General features: G+C 64.2%; 20 protein-coding genes. 19 read left to right on the top strand and 1 reads right to left on the bottom strand.

The features are described 5' to 3' along the window. Positions 1-3 precede the first annotated feature (3 nt). From F466_RS0106705 to F466_RS0106630, 16 genes are all read left to right on the top strand, one after another. The gene (locus F466_RS0106705; protein ID WP_018138342.1) at positions 4-1,032 is read left to right on the top strand and encodes an FAD-dependent oxidoreductase; all 1,029 of its coding nucleotides are present in this window, start codon (positions 4-6) and stop codon (positions 1,030-1,032) included. Beyond that, complete coding sequence (locus tag F466_RS0106700; RefSeq protein WP_038038661.1) at positions 1,007-1,843, top strand: hypothetical protein; 837 nt, start codon at positions 1,007-1,009, stop codon at positions 1,841-1,843. Before F466_RS0106705 ends, F466_RS0106700 begins: the two co-directional genes overlap by 26 nt. Before the next feature lie 49 nt (positions 1,844-1,892). Continuing rightward, positions 1,893-2,609: a 4Fe-4S dicluster domain-containing protein gene (locus F466_RS0106695; protein ID WP_018138340.1), complete on the top strand. Its 717-nt coding sequence runs from the start codon at positions 1,893-1,895 to the stop codon at positions 2,607-2,609. Further along, positions 2,602-3,513, top strand: coding sequence for a CoB--CoM heterodisulfide reductase iron-sulfur subunit B family protein (locus F466_RS0106690; RefSeq protein WP_018138339.1), 912 nt, complete (start codon positions 2,602-2,604; stop codon positions 3,511-3,513). Before F466_RS0106695 ends, F466_RS0106690 begins: the two co-directional genes overlap by 8 nt. 95 nt (positions 3,514-3,608) lie before the next feature. Beyond that, positions 3,609-4,055 (top strand): glycine cleavage system protein H, encoded by a 447-nt coding sequence (locus tag F466_RS0106685; RefSeq protein ID WP_018138338.1) that lies wholly within the window; start codon positions 3,609-3,611, stop codon positions 4,053-4,055. Positions 4,056-4,063: 8 nt separating this feature from the next. Further along, positions 4,064-4,471 (top strand): DsrE family protein, encoded by a 408-nt coding sequence (locus F466_RS0106680; protein ID WP_018993704.1) that lies wholly within the window; start codon positions 4,064-4,066, stop codon positions 4,469-4,471. Between the two features lie 37 nt (positions 4,472-4,508). Then, on the top strand, positions 4,509-4,946 hold the full coding sequence (locus F466_RS0106675) for a glycine cleavage system protein H (protein ID WP_081601199.1): 438 nt from the start codon (positions 4,509-4,511) through the stop codon (positions 4,944-4,946). A gap of 77 nt (positions 4,947-5,023) precedes the next feature. Further along, a complete protein-coding gene (locus tag F466_RS0106670; protein WP_018138335.1) occupies positions 5,024-6,202 on the top strand; it encodes a radical SAM protein in 1,179 nt (392 codons plus the stop codon). Further along, positions 6,195-7,286 carry a biotin/lipoate A/B protein ligase family protein gene (locus F466_RS0106665; RefSeq protein ID WP_038038659.1) on the top strand — a complete coding sequence of 364 codons (1,092 nt, stop codon included), beginning with the start codon at positions 6,195-6,197 and terminating at the stop codon, positions 7,284-7,286. The genes F466_RS0106670 and F466_RS0106665 overlap by 8 nt, the downstream gene beginning before the upstream one ends. A gap of 37 nt (positions 7,287-7,323) precedes the next feature. After that, positions 7,324-8,406 (top strand): NAD(P)/FAD-dependent oxidoreductase, encoded by a 1,083-nt coding sequence (locus F466_RS0106660; RefSeq protein ID WP_018993703.1) that lies wholly within the window; start codon positions 7,324-7,326, stop codon positions 8,404-8,406. Between the two features lie 50 nt (positions 8,407-8,456). After that, on the top strand, positions 8,457-9,629 hold the full coding sequence (locus tag F466_RS0106655; protein WP_018174695.1) for a radical SAM protein: 1,173 nt from the start codon (positions 8,457-8,459) through the stop codon (positions 9,627-9,629). 249 nt (positions 9,630-9,878) lie between these two features. Then, on the top strand, positions 9,879-11,198 hold the full coding sequence (locus F466_RS0106650; RefSeq protein WP_018993701.1) for an OmpP1/FadL family transporter: 1,320 nt from the start codon (positions 9,879-9,881) through the stop codon (positions 11,196-11,198). 213 nt (positions 11,199-11,411) lie between these two features. After that, on the top strand, positions 11,412-12,383 hold the full coding sequence (locus tag F466_RS0106645) for a hypothetical protein (RefSeq protein ID WP_018138330.1): 972 nt from the start codon (positions 11,412-11,414) through the stop codon (positions 12,381-12,383). A 142-nt stretch (positions 12,384-12,525) separates the two neighbouring features. After that, on the top strand, positions 12,526-12,945 hold the full coding sequence (locus tag F466_RS0106640) for a hypothetical protein (RefSeq protein WP_012982060.1): 420 nt from the start codon (positions 12,526-12,528) through the stop codon (positions 12,943-12,945). Positions 12,946-12,948: 3 nt separating this feature from the next. Beyond that, the gene (locus F466_RS0106635) at positions 12,949-13,995 is read left to right on the top strand and encodes a lipoate--protein ligase family protein (RefSeq protein WP_012982061.1); all 1,047 of its coding nucleotides are present in this window, start codon (positions 12,949-12,951) and stop codon (positions 13,993-13,995) included. 54 nt (positions 13,996-14,049) lie between these two features. After that, a complete protein-coding gene (locus tag F466_RS0106630; RefSeq protein WP_018993700.1) occupies positions 14,050-14,436 on the top strand; it encodes a hypothetical protein in 387 nt (128 codons plus the stop codon). Positions 14,437-14,526: 90 nt separating this feature from the next. On the opposite strand, the gene F466_RS0106625 is transcribed toward F466_RS0106630, so the two are convergent. After that, on the bottom strand, positions 14,527-14,844 hold the full coding sequence (locus F466_RS0106625; protein ID WP_012982063.1) for a hypothetical protein: 318 nt from the start codon (positions 14,842-14,844) through the stop codon (positions 14,527-14,529). A 245-nt stretch (positions 14,845-15,089) separates the two neighbouring features. On the opposite strand from F466_RS0106625, the gene F466_RS0106620 reads away from it, so the two are divergent. The 3 genes from F466_RS0106620 to F466_RS0106610 are packed head-to-tail and all read left to right on the top strand — an operon-like array spanning position 15,090 to position 19,722. Further along, a complete protein-coding gene (locus F466_RS0106620; RefSeq protein WP_012982064.1) occupies positions 15,090-15,950 on the top strand; it encodes a CbbQ/NirQ/NorQ/GpvN family protein in 861 nt (286 codons plus the stop codon). Beyond that, positions 15,947-18,505: a nitric oxide reductase activation protein NorD gene (locus F466_RS0106615; RefSeq protein WP_018993699.1), complete on the top strand. Its 2,559-nt coding sequence runs from the start codon at positions 15,947-15,949 to the stop codon at positions 18,503-18,505. The genes F466_RS0106620 and F466_RS0106615 overlap by 4 nt, the downstream gene beginning before the upstream one ends. Beyond that, complete coding sequence (locus F466_RS0106610; RefSeq protein ID WP_018138328.1) at positions 18,502-19,722, top strand: acetoin utilization protein AcuC; 1,221 nt, start codon at positions 18,502-18,504, stop codon at positions 19,720-19,722. The genes F466_RS0106615 and F466_RS0106610 overlap by 4 nt, the downstream gene beginning before the upstream one ends. Positions 19,723-19,727 lie beyond the last annotated feature (5 nt).

The raw sequence follows: 19,727 nt of genomic DNA, 5'->3' as shown, positions 1-19,727 counted from the left end.
GTAGTGGGTGGTGGCCCGGCTGGGCTGGCCGCCGCCGCCAATGTCACCTCGGCCGGCTTCAAGGCCGTGATGGTCGAGAAGGAAGACGTCCTGGGCGGTGCCCCGATCCTGTCGGGTTACGCCAAGCTGGTCCCCTCTGGCGAGTGGGCCAAGGACGCCATTGGCCGCATGGTCAAGCGCGTGGAAGACGATTCCAACTCGACCGTGCACAAGGGTGCCAAGGTCGAGAAGCTGGAAGGCGAGGCCGGTAACTTCACCGCCACGCTGACCAACGGCGAATCGGTCCAGGCCGGTGCCGTCGTGCTGGCCACGGGCTTTACCCATTTCGATTCCATCAACAAGCCGGAGTGGGGCTTTGGCACGTACGAAGACGTGCTGACCACCACCCAGATGGAACAGATGGTCGCCTCCGGCAAGATCGCCTGCCCGTCCGACGGCCGTGTGCCGGAGCGGGTCTGCATCCTGCTCTGCGTGGGCTCGCGTGATCGCCAGATCGGTCGTGAGTGGTGCTCCAAGATCTGCTGCACCGTCTCCGCCAACCTGGCCATGGAGATCAAGGAACTGTCGCCGGAAACGGACGTGTTCATCTACTACATGGACATCCGCACCTTCGGCCTGTACGAAGACAAGTTCTACTGGAAGTCCCAGGAAGAGTTCAAAACCAAGTTCGTCAAAGCCCGTATCGCGGAAGTGACGGCCTCTGGCGACGGCCGGCTGCTGGTCAAGGGCGAGGACACCCTGGTCAAGCGTCCGATCGTGATCCCGTTCGACATCGTCGTGCACGCCATTGGCATGGATCCGAACGCCGACAACCCGGAAATCTCCCAGGTCTTCGGTGTCGGTCTCGAGAAGCACGGCTTTATCGAGAAGGCCGAGCAGTACACCAACACCTGTGGCACCACCCGCAAGGGCGTTTACTCCTGCGGTGCGGCCTATGGCCCCGAGACGATCGATGATTCGATCGCGCAGGGTGCTGCTGCTGGTGGCCGCGCGGTTGCGGACCTGCATGCGCTGGTTTCGAAAGCCGGCTGAGGTCGTCAGCGACGCAGCGGCTTCGGGGCTGGCCCCGGAGCCGCTGGAGGTCAGCTTCGACAAGGATATCCTTGCGACGAAGCTGAACAGTCTGAATGAGGCCATCGCCGAGGCGGGTGGAGTCGACGGGCTGGGGACTTTCATCGAGGCCCTGCGGTCGAAACACGAAGTGTTTGCCGCGATTGTCGCGAAAGGGGACGAGATCGATGCCGAGGATGTTCGCACCCTCGGCGGTCTGGTTTTCTCGGTTCGGCGCAAGCTTGGCTCGTTGATGGCCGAGCGTCAGGGCGCCCTGGTGGACGGTGTGCGCACTCTGGTTCGCCCGGATGTTGGGGTGAACGAGCGGCTCGCGAACTTTGCGGATCTTGCGGCTGACGACAAGAAGCTTCGGCGGGCGATCTGGGATTTTGGCGCCGAGATCCTGCACTTCGCGGATCCGGACGCGGTGCCTCTGGCCTGCCGCTGGGTGTGGGATACGTCGACCACGACGGGCGCGTTGCGCGAGTTCATCCGCGGCAATGACACCCTCCGGTCGATCCCCATTGGGGATACGGTCGGCTCGATCGAGGGGGCGCGGCGCTGGTTTTTCGATGCGCTGGCCGAGGAAGGCTTTTATCGAGACCTGCCGTTTGTGACGGACCTGGTCTGGGTGCAAGCCTATTCCGACTATGCCCGAGCGCTCTCGATGAGTCTGGGGATGATCGACAACCAGTTCGGCGCCAAGCAGGATCCGCTGGAACTGGCGGTGAAGATGCTGGGGATCGACTCCCCGGAAGGTCGCCTGAAAGGAACCGATGCGTCGCTGCATTAAATAACGGAACGAACTTGAGCCTGGCTACACAGGTTTTCGGAGAGACGTCATGGCAATACATGAAAAGGCACTAATCGAGGACGAGCGCCTCCAGCAACACGACGAGCTGGTGGTCGACGGCGTGGACGTGTCCGGACACTGGAACACGATGATCGCCCCGCGCACTGTTCGCGATTACGACGACGATTTCGAGACGAAGATCCAGAGCTTTGCGGGTGGCGAGAACGTCCATCGTTGCTGGCAGTGCGGGTCCTGCACCAACTCGTGCACCATGTATGCGCAGAACGTGCAGTTCAATCCGCGTTACTGGATCTACCTCACCCGCCTGGGCATGAAGGAAGAGCTGGTCAAGGACAAGGACATCATCTGGCAGTGCGTCTCCTGCAACAAGTGCACGAACATCTGCCCGAAGGACGTGAAGCCGGAAGGCGTGATGAAGGCTCTGGCGCACTGGATGGAAGAGGAAGGGATCACCGAAAAGGCTCCGTCCACGATCTTCGACGAAGAGTTTGCCGATCAGATCTACAAGACTGGCCGCATCGAAGACTCCAAGGTGATGCAGAACTTCTTCAAGAAGACCGGCCAGCCTCTGGTGCAAGAATGGATGAAGATCTTCATCTTCCGGATGATGAAGCACCTGCCGGTGAAGCATCTGATGGCGATGGGCATCAACACCGTACATACGCCGCGCACCAAGTCCTGGGGCAAGACCGGGGACGTGCTGAAGAATTACGTGCGCGAACAGAAGGAGGCCGCTCATGGCTAAGGTTGCTTACTATCCGGGTTGCGCGCTCGAGGGCTCTGGTGGTCCGTACGACCGCTCGACCCGCGTGCTGGTCAAGGCGCTGGGACTCGAGATGGAAAACCTGCGCGACTACAACTGCTGCGGCGCGATGGAGGTGAAGAACATTCACCCGATGCTGCAGACCTATCTGTCCGCGCGGAACATGGCGATTGCCTCCGAACAGATGGGCATGGACACCGTGATGGCGCCGTGCAACGGCTGCTACCACAACCTGAAGAAGGCCGAGTACGAGACCGCGACCTCCCAGGATGCGATGGACACCGTCCAGGATCTGGCGCGCAAGTCCGACGACCCGGTCTACACCGGTGACGTCCGCACCCTGCATCTGCTCGAGTGGCTGATGGAAGAGCTGGGGCCCGAGGGCATCAAGCAGAAGATGACCAAGAGCCTGAATGGCATCAAGATCGCCAACTACTACGGCTGCATGTACACCCGTCCGCGCCAGATTTTCCCCGAGAAGGACAATGGCCCGGGTTCGGATTCCAGTTACCAGCCGCATTTCATGGATGATCTGCTGGGTGCCGCCGGCGCCGTGAACGTGGACTTTCCGCTGAAGACCTCCTGCTGCGGCGGTGCGCATACGCTGTCGGATTCTGACACCTCGACCCAGCTGGTGCTGAACCTGCTGCAGTCGGCGGAGGATTCCGGTGCCGAGGTGATCGCTACCGAATGCCCGACCTGCCACTCCGGTCTGGAGATGCACCAGGTGCGGGCCGAGACCGAGTTCGGCATCAAGACCGACGTGAAGGTGGTGTACTTCACGCAGCTGCTGGGCCTGGCGATGGGGCTGTCCCCGCGCAAGCTGGGTATCCACGAGAACGTAAGTGACTCCATCGGGCTGCTGAAGGAGAAGGGGGTCATCTGATCCCCTGATTCGAGGCCCGAATGGCCCAGTAGTACTTTCAGAAGACGGGCGCCTGGCGCCCGTTTTTTGTGTCGATGCCAGGAACGAGGCGAAACATGGACTGCAACGGTTGCGAGTTTCATCCCGAACTGTTCTACGACGACGAATTTCAGATCTGGCTGCGCCGCGAGGATGACGACACCCTGACCGTGGGGATGACCGACCTTTCGCAGACCATCGCGGGAAAGATCATTCACGTACGAGTGCGTCGCCCCGGTACCCGGCGTCCGCCCGGGAAGCCGGTCGCCACGATCGAAAGCGGGAAATGGGCCGGTCCGATCCCGAACTTCATCGACTGCAAGATCGTCGAGGGCAACGAGGAGGTGCTGGAAAACCCAGTGCTGCTGAACTCGGATCCCTACAATGCGTGGATTGCGCGTGTCGAAGCCACCGACGGTGTGGATGTGGCGCTGGAGCAGTTTCTGACCGGCGACAAGGCCGAGGAAGGCTACTGCAAGCGCGCCAAAGATGAAGACATCGAGTGTCAGCGGAAACTGCGATAGAGAGAACGATGGCGGAACTGGGCGACGATTACTATCTGGACAACGACGAGCAGACGGTCGTGTTCATCATGACCTCGGGGCCGTCGACGCCGCATCGTTGTGCGACGCCGTTCTACCTTGGGGCGGTGATGGCCTCGATGGACGTGGACGTCTATATCTTCTTCACCATGGAGGGCGTTCGCCTGATGGAGAAGGGGGTCGCCGACGACCTGCGGGCCATGGAAGATGGCAAGTTGATCAAGGATTTCATCCAGGACGCAAAACGCGCAGGTGTGCGCCTGCACGTTTGCCAGCCCGCTTTACCGGGGTATAGAATCGACGCGTCTTCGGATCTCATCGACGAGGTCGATGAAGTGAATCGGGCGAGCGAACTGGCGGACCTGATTCTGCGTAGCGATAAAACGATAACGTTTTAATTTTCCCGCATTATTACTTTCACGCTTGGAGGAAAACATGGGCGCAGTACGGGGTTGTGATATTCCGGAAGATCTGATGTACAACGTTGAAAACAACGTGTGGGTGCGCAAGGAAAGCGACGGCACCGCGACCGTGGGCCTGACCTCCTACGCGTGCTCGCTGGCCGGCACCATCGTGTCCTTCACTCCCAAGAAGGTCGGCAAGACCGTGAAGAAGGACAAGTCCTGCACCACCGTTGAATCTGGCAAGTGGGTGGGTCCGGCGAAGACCCCGGTGACCGGTGAAGTGACCGAAACCAACGACAAGGTTGCGGCCAACCCGGGTCTGATCAACGAAGACCCGTACGGCGAAGGCTGGCTGATCAAGCTGAAGCCTGAAGACTGGGACGGCGAAGTCGGCGACCTGAAGACCGGTTCCGACGCCCTGGCGGCGTTCGAAGCCAAGATGGAAGCAGACGGTTTCGGCGGCTGCTAAGCCCCTACCGAGCCTCGGGCCGCCGTTCCCCAGTGTTCGGCGGCCTTTTTTGATTCTGTGGTATCCGGAGCAAGCTGATGACGACCTGGAACGAGGTGATCCAGCGGGTCGAACCCCTGGAAGACATCCCTGTCGATGCGGCGTTGGTGAATGACCTTCAGCACAGCGTTCAGCGGGGCTCCGATCCCGGATCGGTGCATTTCTATACCCCGACGTTCAAGTCGTATCAGTCCAGCGAACTCGCGGACTGCGGCAAGAGCGCCTGGCCGGCGATGTCGATCACCGGTGGCGACTGCAAGCTCGCCTGTGACCATTGCAAGGCCAAGATCCTGGACCCGATGATCCCGGTGCGCACGCCGGAGGACCTATGGGCTCAGGTGAACAACGTGATCGAGTCCGGTGCCCAGGGCATGCTCCTGACCGGTGGCTCGAACCACCGTAACGAGGTCGAGTACGACCCGTACTATTCCACGATTCGTCGCATCAAGGACGAATTTCCCGAATTCCGCATCGCGCTGCATACGGCGCTGGTCGACGACGACATCGCAACGTCGATGGAGCAGGCCGGTATCGACGCGGCGATGATGGACGTGATCGGCGCGCAGGACACGATCACGCAGGTCTACCATCTGCGCCGCAGCGTGGATGACTTCGAGCAGACACTCGAGAGCCTGGTGAACACCAACATGAAGGTGGTCCCGCACATCGTGATCGGTCTGCACTACGGCAAGCTGCTGGGTGAGTGGAACGCGCTGGAGATGCTCGCGCGCCACCTGCCCGATGCCGTGGTGCTGGTGGTCGTGATGCCGTTTTACGCCCCGGCGAGCCGCCCATTCGAGACGCCGGATGTGCATGCGGTCGGGCGCTTCTTCCACGACGCCCGCGAGCGCCTGGGTGACACGCCGCTGCTGCTCGGCTGCGCGCGCCCACCAGGCGAGGCCAAGAGCCAGATCGATAGTTATGCGGTGATGGCCGGCCTGTCCGGTATTGCGCACCCGGCCGAGGGTGTGGTCGAACTGGCCGCGCGTCTGGGCAAGAAGGTCCGCGTGACTCCGGCCTGCTGCTCGATCGCCGTGGGCGACGAGGTGATGGCGGACGGGACCACGGTCGAGAGCGGTGTCGAGATCGACCTGGACACGATCGTCGCCGAAGAGGCGCGGCGTCGCGAGCAGGAACGCAAGGCGCGCCAGGGCCTCGGCGGGATCCGCATCGTGACCGAGGGCAATGTCGCGGCCGGAGGCGGTTGCCATGTCTGAGCGCGATCAGAAGACCCTGCGCGTCCTGGACACTGGCCTGCGCCCGGCGGCGGAGAACATGGCCTTCAACCGGGCCCTGCTCGAGTGCCACCAGGAGGGCGTGTCGCCGCACACCCTGCGTTTCCTGCAGTTCGAACCCTGCGCGCTGGTGGGTTTCCACCAAAATGTGGACCAGGAGATCAGCACCGAGTACTGCAAGGAAAACGGTATTGCGATCCAGCGCCGGATTACCGGTGGCGGCGCGATCTATTTTGATTCCACCCAGCTGGGCTGGGAGCTGTACCTCGACAAGCGCTTTCTCGGGACGGCCGACATGGGGCAGATCGCCGCGCGCATCTGCAATGCCGCGGCCGCCGGGATCCGCACGCTGGGGGTCGACGCGCAGTTCCGCCCGCGCAACGACATCGAGGTCGAAGGCCGCAAGATCTCCGGCACGGGTGGCGCATTCGATGGCGACTCGATCATGTATCAGGGCACGCTGCTGATCGAGTTCGATGTCGAGGACATGTTGCGCATTCTGCGGATTCCGGCCGAGAAGCTCTCCAACAAGGCGATCGAGTCGGCGCGCGATCGTGTGGTCAATCTGGCGACCCTGCTGGGCGAACGCCCGAATCTGGACCATGTGAAGGACGCGATTGCCAAGGCCTTTGCGGAAGAGTTCGCGGTTGAGCTGGCCCCCTTGGATCTGCTGCCCGAGGAGCAGAAGTCCTTCGAAGAGGCCCTGGCCGAGATCGACACCGAAGAATGGGTCTACCAGCGCAACCGTCCGGCCACCGATGCCCCGCTGTTCGAGAGCATCTTCAAGTGTGACGGCGGGCTAATGCGCGTCGGTGTGGCCCTGGACCCGGAGCGCAAGCGCCTGAAGCAGCTCTGGCTGACAGGCGATATCTTCGTGAAGCCCGCGCGTACCATCGCCGACCTGGAAGCGGCCCTGCGGGACACGCCGCAGGCCGAGATGGAAGAGCGTGTGCGCGCATTCTTTGCCGAGCGCGACGTCGAGATGCTGCAGTTGACGGTCGATGACGTAATCGCGGCGATTCAGTCGGCTCTGGCCATGGCCGAGACCGAGGAATCGGCGGGATGAAGGTCCTTTGCGCGGTACTTGCCGGGAGGCAGCAGTAATGCTTCCCGAAAAGGTCGATGTCCTGGTGGTCGGGCTGGGGCCGGGTGGCGCCTCGGCGGCGCGCGTGTGCGCGGCGGCCGGGCTGTCCGTGCTGGCGGTCGAGCGCAACAAGGCCTTCGGCGAGCCGGTGCAGTGTGCCGAGTTCATCCCGAACCCGATGGGCGCCTATGCCAAGGCGGATGGAGTCCTACTGCAGCGCATCGACTCGATGCAGAGCTTCCTGCCCTCCGGGGCCGTGGAGCACTCCGATTTCCCTGGCTTGATGGTGGACCGCGGCGAGTTCGACCGCGCGATCATCCAGGCGGCGAAGGCCAACGGCGCGCAGCTGGTGACTTCGACCCCGCTGCAGCGCGTGGATGCCGACCGGCATGTGGCGACCGTCAAGCACCAGGGGCAGGAACACGCGGTCGAGTACCGTGTTCTGATCGCCGCCGATGGCCCGCATTCCCCGGTGGCCGAGTCCCTGGGTCTGTCCGCGCTGCCGGTCGTGCAGACCCGGCAGTACACGGTACCACTGAAAAAACCGTATACCGCGACGGACGTCTGGCTGTCGGACGACTACCCGGGTGGATACGCCTGGCTGTTCCCCAAGGGCGAATGGGCGAACCTGGGGCTGGGTGCGGACAAGCGCATCGACAACGACATGAAGACGCCGCTGGAATCCCTGCATGCCCAGCTCGTCGAGCAGGGGCTGCTGGGCGAGGAGATCCGTCACCGTACGGGTGGCGCGATCCCGGTCGGCGGCCTGCGTGATTCGCTGTACGACGGCGATGTCCTGTTCGTGGGCGATGCCGGTGGATTTACCCATCCGATTACCGGGGCCGGGATTGCCGCGGCGGTGGTGTCGGGGGAGGCGGCGGGCGAGGCCGCGATTGCGCATCTCGAGGGTGACGCCGAGGCTTTCGACGATTACGATGAAGAGATGCGCGATCAGTACGGTCCGGCCCTGGAGCGCGCCTGCAAGCGCCGCGCGTTCCTGAATGAACACTGGCGTACGCCGCGGGCGCAGGAAGACGCCACGCAGCGCCGCGGATGGATTGCTTTTTCCGAGTATTTCAACGATGGTGACCAGGCCGCGTAGGCCCGGTTGGCGGGTGCCCCGCACCCGGTGAACAACGCTGGAGGAATTCCATGAGTGCAAGTGCAGAGGAGATGGTCGCGCCGATCAACTTTTACCGGCCCGATTATCACATCAAGACCCCGGACATGCGTTCGCCGGAGTACGTGCAGATGTCCACGGCGGCTGCGATCACGCTGGGCCTGGTGCCGGGCACTATGCACCGTACGTCCTGCACCCACTGCCTGAACCTGCTGGTCACCTACCCGGAAGGCTGCCGTGCGAACTGCTCCTACTGCGGTTTGGCGCGCCACCGCGAGGAATCGCGTGACTACGCCGATCGCAACTTCATCCGCGTCGACTGGCCGACCGCCAAGTACGACGAGGTGATCGAGCGCGTGAAGAATCACGCCGACGCCGGGCAGTTCGAGCGCATGTGCATCTCCATGATCACGCACCCGAACTCCGACGCCGACACCGTCGAGCTACTCGAACGCTGGGTCGCCGAGGTCAACCACATCCCGGTGTCGATCCTTTCCAACCCGACCACCATGAGCTACGAAGATCTCCAGCTCCTGCGGGACAAGGGCGCCGATATCTTCACTGTCGCGCTGGACGCGGTCACGCCGGAGATCTTCGAGCGCACCCGTGGCAAGGCGGTTGAGAGCCCTCACAGCTGGGACAAATACTGGCAGTCCATCGAGTGGGCCGCCGAGATCTTCGGGCCGGAGAAGTTCGGCGCCCACCTGATCTGCGGCATGGGCGAGACCGAGGAAGAGATCTTGCAGGTCTGCCAGCGCATCCGCGACCTAGGCGGCCACAACCACATGTTCGCCTTCTTCCCGGAAGAGGGCTCGCTGATGGAAGACTGGAACCCGGTGCCGCGCGACCAGTGGCGGCGCGTGCAGCTGGGCCGCTTCGTGATCGACTACGCCGGTGGCCGCATCGACGACATGAAGTTCAACGCCGATGGTCAGGTGGTGGATTTCGGCCTGCCGCAGTCCGAGGTCGACGAACTGATCGCCTCCGGCAAGCCGTTCCAGACCTCCGGCTGCCCTGGCAAGTCGGATGAGGAAGTCTCGGCCTGCAACCGTCCCTACGGCGATTCCAGCCCGACGGACATCCTGTCCTTCCCGTTTGCCCTCAACTCGACGGACGTCGGGTTCGTCCAGCGGCAGATGGCCGGGGAGGATGTCGGCACCTTCGACTTCGACGCCGACGAGGCCGAGGACGAAAAGTCCGCATAAAACTCGATGCATGCTGAAAGCCCCGGTCTCCGGGGCTTTCGCACGTCAGGGGGGTTGATTAGACGTTTTGAATATTCAGGTTTCGAGCGGGGATATTTCAGGGGCCCCGTCGAAAGAACTCCCGGGGGGATGGGTCGTCCACCCGCGAGCGGTCACTTCACCACATAACTGGACCGGCGGCATACAAGGGGGCCGCTGGTAACCGGGGTGCCGGGCCATACAACAAGAAGACCACCAAAGGAGAACAACATGGAAGCACGCATCATTCGCCGCAGTCTGGTGACGGTCGCGGTTGGCCTTGCAATGGGCAGCGTCGGCGTCGCCAATGCCACCAACGGCTATTTCGCGCACGGCTATGGCACCAAGGCCAAGGGCATGGGTGGGGTCGGCATGGCCATCTCCCAGGACGCCTACGCACCCGGCACCAACCCCGCCGGTATCGCCGGCATGGAAACCCGCTTCGACGCATCGGTCGCCTACTTCCGCCCAGAGCGTTCATATGAAGTGTCTGGGATGCCATCAGGGCAAGGATTCGGACTCGCCCCAGGGAGCGTGGATAGCGACAGCAACAACTTCTTCATTCCGTCAATCGCTTTTGTTCAACAGATCGACCAGGATCGTTCTTGGGGCATTGCGCTCCTGGGGAACGGTGGGATGAATACGGACTACCCGGCATTCCAGAACGATTTCTGTCCAGGTCCTACGGGCGCGGGGGGGCAGACCCCTCCGACGGGTACGACGGGCCCGTTCTGTGACGGCTCGGCCGGGGTCAACCTTGAACAGCTCGCGATCATCCCTACCTACGCGCAAAAATTCGCGGATGGGCGAGTCAGTGTAGGTTTCAGTCCGATTATCAGCTATCAGCGGTTTAGTGCCGAGGGTCTTGGGACGTTCGGTGACTTCGGAATGAGCGAAGACCCGGAGAATCTTAGCAGTGGCCGTACCGATTCAAGCTGGGGTTATGGGGCCCAGATCGGTTTTCAGGCGGAACTGGCGGAGGGTGCGCGCGTGGGTGCGAGTTACCGCTCGAAGATTCGCGCTGGTGATTTCGACAAGTACGCCGGCCTCTTTGCCAATGGGGGCGAGTTTGATGTCCCGTCTACCTACGGGCTTGGCTTCTCAGTCGACGTTACGCCCGCTGTCACCCTGTCCGCCGACTATCAGAAGATCCGGTATTCGGAGATCGATGCAATCTCCAATCCAAGTACGAACCAGGCCCAATTTGGTGCAGATGGTGGTCCCGGATTTGGTTGGGATGACGTCAACATCTTCAAGTTTGGTGCCCAGATTGATGGCGGTAATGGCTGGACCTGGCGTGTTGGCTACAACCGTGGTGAGAATCCGATCCAGTCTCGAGATGTCACACTCAACATCCTTGCTCCGGCCGTGATGGAAGATCACTTCACCTTCGGCTTCACCCGCGAATTCGGGCAGCATGAGGTCAACTTCGCGGCGATGTACGCCCCTCGTCAAAGGGTCCGGGGAGCGAACTCGTTTGATCCGGCGCAAGACGTAGAGATCGAGATGCGGCAGTACGAGCTCGAGATCGGGTACGCGTACCGCTTCTGATCGATGGCGCCCGGGCGGTCGTGAGCGGCCGCACCGGTGCCCGGCGCGGGCTTCGGGATGAGCTGCCGACCCTGGAGGAGGGGGCGGTACCGCCATGGAGTGCGGACGGTGCCGGACACCGGGACCCATCGGGGGGTGGGGCCCGGGCCCTTTCGTCGGAAGGCATCCTGATCGAGCCTGTGCTCGAACTAGCAAAATCAAAAGGAGAATCCCATGCGAGCAATCCACGCATTGCGCGGAGGCATTCGCGTGCCTGCCGTTCTCGCGTTCTTCGGCGCGTGTCTGCTGACCCTTGGCGCGGCCGCCACGGCGCTGGCGGACGATGTCTATCGGCCCCTGGTACTGGCCTACACCACGTCCGGCTCCGATGTCAGCGGTGAGGTGGAGACGGTCCGCGAGCGACTGGAAGAGGCCGATTTCCAGACCCTCGGCGAGTACCCGGTCAGTGACGACCGGCACGTGATCGTGGTGACCCACGACGACCTGCTGGCGGTGGCGGGCTCCCAGGATCGGGCGGCGTACATCGCACCTATACGCGTCGCCGTGACCGCGACCAACGGCGGGGTTCAGGTCAGCTACAACAACCTCGAGTACTTTCGACATGCCTATCGCATTGATGACTCGGTGAACGCTGTGAGTTCGCGGCTGGCGGAGGTGCTGGGCGACGAGCAGCACTTCGGGTCGGAGGACGGCATGACCCCGCGGGAGCTGCAGCGTTACCGCTATACGTTTGGTATGGAGCGCTTCAACGCCCCGTATGACCTGGGTAGCCACGGCTCGCGGAGCGCCGCCCTGGAAGAGCTGGATGCCGGTCTGGGCGATCGGCGTGGGGGCGTGTCGGAGATCTACCGGCTGGATATCCCGGGAACGGACGCTACGCTGATCGGCGTGGCGATTCGGGCCGATGATGGCGCCGATTCCGAGGCCACCGACCTCAACACCCTGGAGACGATCGACGTGCGCGAGCTTCGCCACACCGCCTACGTGCCGTACGAGATCCTGGTAGAAGGGGGCGATATCGAGGCGCTGCACATGCGTTTCCGTGCGGCGCTGCACTGGCCGGACCTGCGTATGCTCGGCGATCACAGCTTCATGCAGCTTCGCCGCGTCCCGGGTGCGCTGGAGGATACCCTTCGCGAGGTGGCCGGCTTTGAGGAGCCCGCAGACGACGGTTTCGACTGGTAGAAGCATAACGCCAGGGATGGCGAACGAACCCAGCTAATAGCCCAGGGTTCCTCTCAAGAACCCCGGTCCGCCGGGGTTTTTTTACGGCCGGGGGCTGGACTTGTTTATGCTCCCGGTTCATTCGCGGCAGGACGCACGCCCCATGAAATCGATGAAGATCGCCAACATCGGCGAGATCCGTAACGAACTCAACAAGTACAAGAAGGGCAAGAAGCTCGATATTCACCAGTTCAACCAGGTCGCGCGCCTGGCCTGGCTGGGCAAGATCGTGATGCAGCCCCTGGATCTCGAGGACCCCGATTGCCAGTCGTTCCTGGTGTATATCCAGGAGCCGGAAGAGCTGGCCGCGCATTTCCTGAACACCGATCAGGAGCTGACCGGCGGGATCCATATCATCGACGGCGAGCAGGCCATGGCCATGGTCGAGATCATGCGCGGGGGTGTCGAGGAACGTGCCAAGCTGTACGAGGACCTCTCGCGCAGCGACTTCTACTTCCGCTACTTCTACAAGCCCGGCAAGGACGACGAGGCCCCGTCCGAGCAGGACAAACCCGAGGACTGATCCTTGGTCGCATCCACGGTCACCCCGGAATGGATTGATGCCGGGGCCCGCTCCGCGGAAGAACTCCACGCCCTCTATACCGGTCTGGCGAGCAGCACGCCGCCGGAGTCGCCGTTGCGCGTGCTGTGGGTGCATTCGCGAGAGGCGCACATCTCCGTGGGCGCCAGCCAGGACCCGGCCATGGATCTGGACCTGGTCGCCTGCAAGGCCAATAGCGTGCCGGTCGTGCGCCGCCCGCTCGGGGGCGGCTCCGTCTGGGTGGATGCCGACCAGGCCTGTTTCTTCCTGATTCAGCCCCGCCAGGTCCTCGCCCGTGGCCATCGCCACCTGTTCGCGCTGGGGCTGGGCATCGCGATGGATGTACTGCGCGAGCTGGGGCTGGAAGGCGTCGAGGCGCGCGGTCAGGACGTCTGGGTTCAGGGGCGCAAGATCATGGGTACTGGTGCGGCCACGCTGAACGAGGGTTGTGTGTTCGGCGCTAGCTTCCTGCGCCGCTTCCCGGTGGAACGCTTTCTATCGTGTGTAAATGCCCCAAGCGACGGCTACCGCGAATGGCTGCGCCCGGCACTGGAAGAGGGCATGACCGATTGTGCGGAGCAGTGCCCCGAGGCGGCGCCGACGCCGGAACGTCTGGAGGCGGCCCTGAGCGAGGTGCTGGAGCGCCGCTTCAGTACCCCCGCGCGGTGTTACCGTCCGAGTTCCGCAGAATGGGACGAGTGGCTGGCGGCCGGGCGCGAGGAACTCGCCGACCTGGCCGACAGCCAGGGCGGGCCGGCCGTGCGCGACGGTATCCGTGTGAATCGGGAGAACCATGTCTTCGAGACGCGCGGCCACTGTGGCCGCCTGCGCTTGCATATCGCCGGGACACACATTGCACGCATTTGGTGCGAGGACCCGAGCGTGGATCGCGTACTGCGCGAGACCCTGGTGGGCGAGTCGCCGGAGCGCCTGCGTGTGCGCTCGCGCCTGAACGGCCAGCTCGACGCGGTGATCGTCGACGAGGTCAGCGCACGCATCGACGGTCTCTACCGAGGGATCGCCGCCGCCTGATCCTGCTTTGCACGCCGCTGGATACTTCCCCAAAAAGCTTTACGAGGCGAACCGATGTCCGAACCGACCATTCAGCGCCGGCTGGAGAAACGCCTGATCCTGATGAGCCAGGATCAGGCGATGATCGAGCAGATTCGCACCGCATTGCCGGATGACTGGCATCTGTACCCGGTGACCGATCTGGAAGAATTGGGCGCCTGGAACGAGGTGCTGCTCTACCGCTTCCTGCTGCTGGATCTGGACGAGATCGAGGTGTTCGACCCGCTGGACGTAATCCGCATCCTGCGCATGGAGTATCAGATCAACCTGCCCGTGTTCTGTTTTGGCGGGGACCAGGACATCCGCGACGAGATGCGCCTGGCGCGGGCCGATCGCTTCTTCAATCGCGAGGAGATGGTCGAAAAGCTCCCCGAGTTCATCCGCATGTACGACTGGGGCTGAGCGCCCCATCAAAAAGGCCCCGGGCGTTAGCCACGGGGCCTTTTTGATTCGCGGATCCGCATGATGCGGATCGCGGGGCATCGCACGGCCTTAGCCGATCCAGGCGTGCTCCAGCACGTCGATGCGGATCTTCTCGTGGTAGGTCTCGCCGTTGGCCTCGATCACCAGGTCGCCCACGCGGGTGCCGGCGGTATCAAAGCTGAATTTGCAGTCGAAGGTGCCCGGCAGGGACACGCTGCTCTCGCACAGGGCCTCGCCTTCCACCGAGAACTTGCACTGGGCGGTGCCGGAGCCGTTCAGCAGGGCCTGAACCCGGAATTCCTCGTTGATCGGGCGCCGGTAGACTTCCGGATCGCGATTCGGGTTGTACTGCAGGTTGTTCAGCTTGACGAGTTTGACAAGTTTCATACCGGGTCCTCTATTGACGCGCTGAATCCGAGTTGCGGGCGCCTTCACCTGCCCGATCCCGTACCGGGAAGGGCGTTTGGTTCATGGAAGTGCGCAGGTTCGATAGAATATAAACAGCCAATGATACAACAAAGCCTGCGGGAACACGACGGGATGCCACGGGGCATGCCGCCAGCCCGGCGGAGGGTAACGCCGCTCCCGCGCATACACCAGCCCCGGCCCCCGCGGTCGGCATCGGAGACCCCATGAAGAACCTGATTAACCGTATCCGCGGTGTGGAACGCGACGTGATCGAGAAGCCCGGCGACGCGGGCGATGCCCCGTTCTACAAGGCCCAGGGCGACGAGATCGAGATCTTTCAGGCCGCGTACTCGAAGCGCCTGCCGGTGATGCTCAAGGGCCCGACCGGCTGCGGCAAGACCCGCTTCCTGGAACACGTGGCGCATACCCTCGGGCAGCCGCTGGTCACCGTCTCCTGCCATGAGGACCTGACCAGCTCCGACCTGGTCGGCCGCTTCCTGCTGGAGGGCGAGGAGACCGTCTGGCAGGACGGCCCGCTGACCCGCTCGGTCAAGGAGGGCGCGATCTGCTACCTCGACGAGATCGTCGAGGCGCGTACCGACACCACCGTGGTCATTCACCCGCTGACCGACCACCGCCGCCAGCTCCCGCTGGACAAGAAGTCCCAGATCATCGACGCGCACGAGGACTTCATGCTGGTGATCTCCTACAACCCCGGCTACCAGACGGTGCTGAAGGACCTGAAGCCCTCGACCAAGCAGCGCTTTGTCGGTATCCACTTCGACTATCCGGCCGAGGATGTCGAGCGCGAGATCGTGGCCAAGGAATCCGGCGGCCTGGATGCCGATCGCGTCGAGAAGCTGGTGGCTGCCGGGCGCAAGGCGCGGGCCCTGAAGGACCACGGACTGGAAGAGGCGACCTCCACCCGGGCGCTCGCCTATGCCGGCGAGCTGATGCAGGCGGGTCTGAGCCCGCGCGTGGCCTGCCGCGCCGCGATGATCGCCCCGATCACCGATGACCCCGAGCTGATCCAGGCGCTGGAAGAGATCTTCGACGCCCACTTCCCCGAGTCCGAAGCCGCGTGAGCGACCAGGCCCGCAACAGCGGCGGGGCGAACACGGAAGCCGAAGATCTCGTCGAGATCGAGGAGGTCCTCCAGCATCTGGAGGACATCAGCTTCGTCGCCCACCGCGACACCAAGGAAGCCCTCCCGGCCATCCGCGCGTTCGGTGCCGCCACCGCGCGGCGCTGGATCGAGACCGTGCGCGAGCTGTTCTTCCACGACCGCGAGGCCGGCAAGAGCTTCATGCGCAATTCCGCGCGGCTCGCGGAGCACATGCAGACGGTGGACCTGTGGCTGGACCAGGCCGCCCGCTTCAAGCAGTGGGTCAACTCCGCCGATGCCCTGGAAGGTTTCATGGCTCAGGCCGATCGCGTGTACGACGCCTGGGGCGAGGCCGGCGAGCGCGAGTGGGCCGAGATCGGCCTGCGCTGGTGCGAACGCAGCCTGCCCGATGCCCGCGCCTATTTCGAGACGCCGTTCGACAAGCTCTCCGCCGGCCGAGGTATCGAGGGCCTGCGCGCGCTGATCGAGCCGGCCGAGACGCTGTTCGACGAACGCGGCCTGACCCTGGATGCCTATCTTGAGGGTGCCCCGATCGCCCGCAACCTGGTCGGCGACCAGGGCCTGCTGTCCTGGGCCCGGCGCGGAGCGGACCTGCTGAAGGCCGGGCGCTCGCGCGGTGAGGCCTATTTTCGCCTGGAGAGCGACGAGAGCCTGAAGCTGCTCCTGGAGGCGCTGCCGGGCTTTCGCCCGCGCATGCACGGGCGCTTCCTGCGCCTGGTGCTGCTGGCCTGGCTGGATGCCGATATCCCGCTGGCCGATTCCAGCTGGAAGCCGGGCGAGGGCCGCCCGATGCTCGAGACCGACGGCCGGCGGCTGTTTATGCCGGCGGTGATGGACTCGCGCGAGGAGGCGATCGTCGCCACCCAGCACGCGGCCGCGCATCTGGCCTTCGATACGTATGCGCAGTCCGATGTCGAGCGGCTGTTCGAGCGTGCCGGGGTCGAGCACCCGCCGCTGGATGACCGCTCGCGCATCACCTGGCGCCCGCTGTTCGCGCCATTCGAGGCGCGCATGTTCCGCTTCCAGGTGCTGTTCGACCTGGCCGAGGACCTGCGCGTGAACGCGCGCCTGGCCCCGCGCATCCCGAACTTCCTGCCGCGCCTGGTGGCGCTGGCCGAGGACCATGAGCGCCCGGAGGGCGCGGCCGGCGTCTACTTCGATTTCGCGCTGAAGGCCCACCAGGCCCTGCTGCGCGACGAGGCGCAGGACCCGCGTCTGGCGCGCGTGCTGGAGCCGGACGCGGATGTGGTCACCGCCTGGGCAGTCGGCGAGGAGCTGTTCGCCGACGAGGCCTTCCCCGAGATCACCATCGAGGAGCGCGCCGAGGCCTATCTGCCCGGGCTGTCGCTGAACCAGTCGCTGCCGGTGTATCCGCAGCGGAAACGCGACGGCAGCCTGGCCGACTTCCGCGACCACGAGGCGCACGACGAACACAAGTTCGAGCGCGAGAAGCAGGAAGAGCAGCCGCAGCAGGCCCCGGAGCAGGCGCAGAAAGACCCGGACGCCGACATCCAGACCCCGCAGCAGGAGACCTCTGGCACCGGCGGGCGCATCGGCACGGGTATCCCGCAGCCGGCCCAGGTGGCCAAGCGCGCCGCTCCCTACACCCCGAAGAAGGACGGCATCCCGTATCCCGAGTGGGACTACCGCGAGCAGCGCTATATCTCCGACTGGGTGAATCTCTACGAGCGCGTGCTGGACGACGAAAACCCGGAGCTGGCGGCCACGATCCTGTCGGAGAACGCCGACACCCTGAAACGCCTGACCCGCGGTCTCGAGATGCAGCGTCCGATGCGCCTGGCGCCGCAGCGCAAGCAGATGGACGGCGACGAGCTCGACACCGAGGCAGTAATCGACTTCATCGCCGACAAGAAGGCGGGGCTGTCGCCGAAGGCCTTCATCTACCGCCGCCGTGCGGTGCAGCACCGTGATACCGGCGTCATGATGCTGGCGGACATGTCCACCTCGATCATGGCGCGCCACCCGGGCGGGCAGGGCAAGATCGTCGACCGCGTGCGCGAGGGGATGATGCTGTTCGCCGAGGCGATCGAGAAGGTCGGCGATCCCTACGCGATCTCCGGCTTCGCCTCCAAGCAGCGCGACCAGGTCAACTACTACTGGCTGAAGGATTTCAACGAGGACCTGAACGACACCGTCCGCGCCCGCATCGCCGCGGTCTCCGGGCGCCTGGCCTCGCGTATGGGCGCGGGCATCCGCCACTCGCTGGAGGCATTCAAGCGCTGTTCGGCCCAGCGCCGGCTGCTGCTGATCCTGTCCGACGGCCGCCCGGCCGACTACGACGACGGCGGTGACCAGCGCTACCTGCACGAGGACACGCGCATGGCGATGAAGGAGGCGGTGGACGCCGGCGTGCACCCGTTCTGCATCACCCTGGACCCGTCCGGTTCGGAATACCTGCCGGCGATCTTCGGTCCCGGTCACTACACCATCATCGACCACGTGGACGAGCTGCCGCGCCGTCTGCCCGAGATCTATCTGAGGCTGCGCCAGTGAGTGCTACCCCCGAAGCCATCGACGCCTCCACCGGCGCTACGGCTCGGCACCCGGAGCCGGCCCGCCGTCATGCCACGCTGCTGCATGCCCCGCGCTATCGCGGGCACAGCTACGGCGACAACCACCCGCTCGGGATCCCGCGCGTCTCGCTGACCATCGACCTGATCGAGGCCTATGACGCGATCACGCCGCAGGAGATGGCCGTATCGCGCAAGGCACAGCCGGCCGAGCTCGAGTGGTTCCACACCCGCGAGTACGTGGCCGCGATGCAGCGCGCCGAGGCGTTGGGCAAGGTCTTCCAGCGCTACCGCGACCGCCACAACATCGGCAACTTCGAGAACCCGTTCTTCGCCGGGTTCTTCGCGACCCCGGCGACCGCCACCTGGGGCTCCATCCAGGGCGCCGAGGTGGTGCTGGACGGGCGTATGGCCTTCAACCCGGCCGGTGGCATGCACCACGCCGCCCCCGACCAGGCCCGTGGATTCTGCTACTTCAACGACCCGGCGCTGGCGATCCTGCGCCTGCGTCAGGCCGGGCAGCGCGTGCTCTATCTGGATATCGACGCCCACCATGGCGACGGGGTCGAGGCCGCGTTCAGCGACGACCCGGACGTGCTCACCGTCTCCCTGCACATGGACACCGAGTACGGCTACCCCTTCGAGGGCGGGCGCATCGAGGACACCGGACCGCTTGGCAACGCCGTGAACCTGCCGCTGCCCAAGGAGACCAACGACAGCGAGTTTCGCGCCGCCTTCGCGGCCGTCTGGGAGGCCGTGCGCACCCGCTGGCAGCCGGATGCGGTCGTCGTTCAGGCCGGTACCGATGCGCTGCTGCCGGACCCGCTCGGCAAGTTCGGCATCTCCACCCAGTGCTTCCTCGCCTGCGTCGACGACGTGATCGAGACCAGCCCGCGGCACGCCGACGGCACACCGAGGCTGCTGGTCCTGGGCGGTGGCGGCTATCACCCGCTGGCGCTGGCACGCTGCTGGACCGGGGTCTGGGCCCTGCTGACCGGTCGCGAGCTCCCCGCTGCGATCCCGGAGGCCGGCCAGGCCCTGCTGCGCGAGGTTGACTGGGACATGGACGAAGAAGAGGAATGGTACGAGTCCCTCTTTACCTCCCGTCTCGATGCGGATCGCGCCGGTCCGGTGCGCGACGAACTGCGCAATCGCCTTGAACGGCTGCTGGCAGGGCACCCGTTGTTCAGTTGCTCGTAGAGAGC

Source organism: Thioalkalivibrio sp. ALgr1 (genome assembly GCF_000378285.1).
In the GTDB taxonomy this organism is placed as follows: Bacteria; Pseudomonadota; Gammaproteobacteria; order Ectothiorhodospirales; family Ectothiorhodospiraceae; genus Thioalkalivibrio.
Note: the sequence above shows the minus strand (reverse complement) of the source record. Positions and strands in the feature narration are given on the sequence as shown.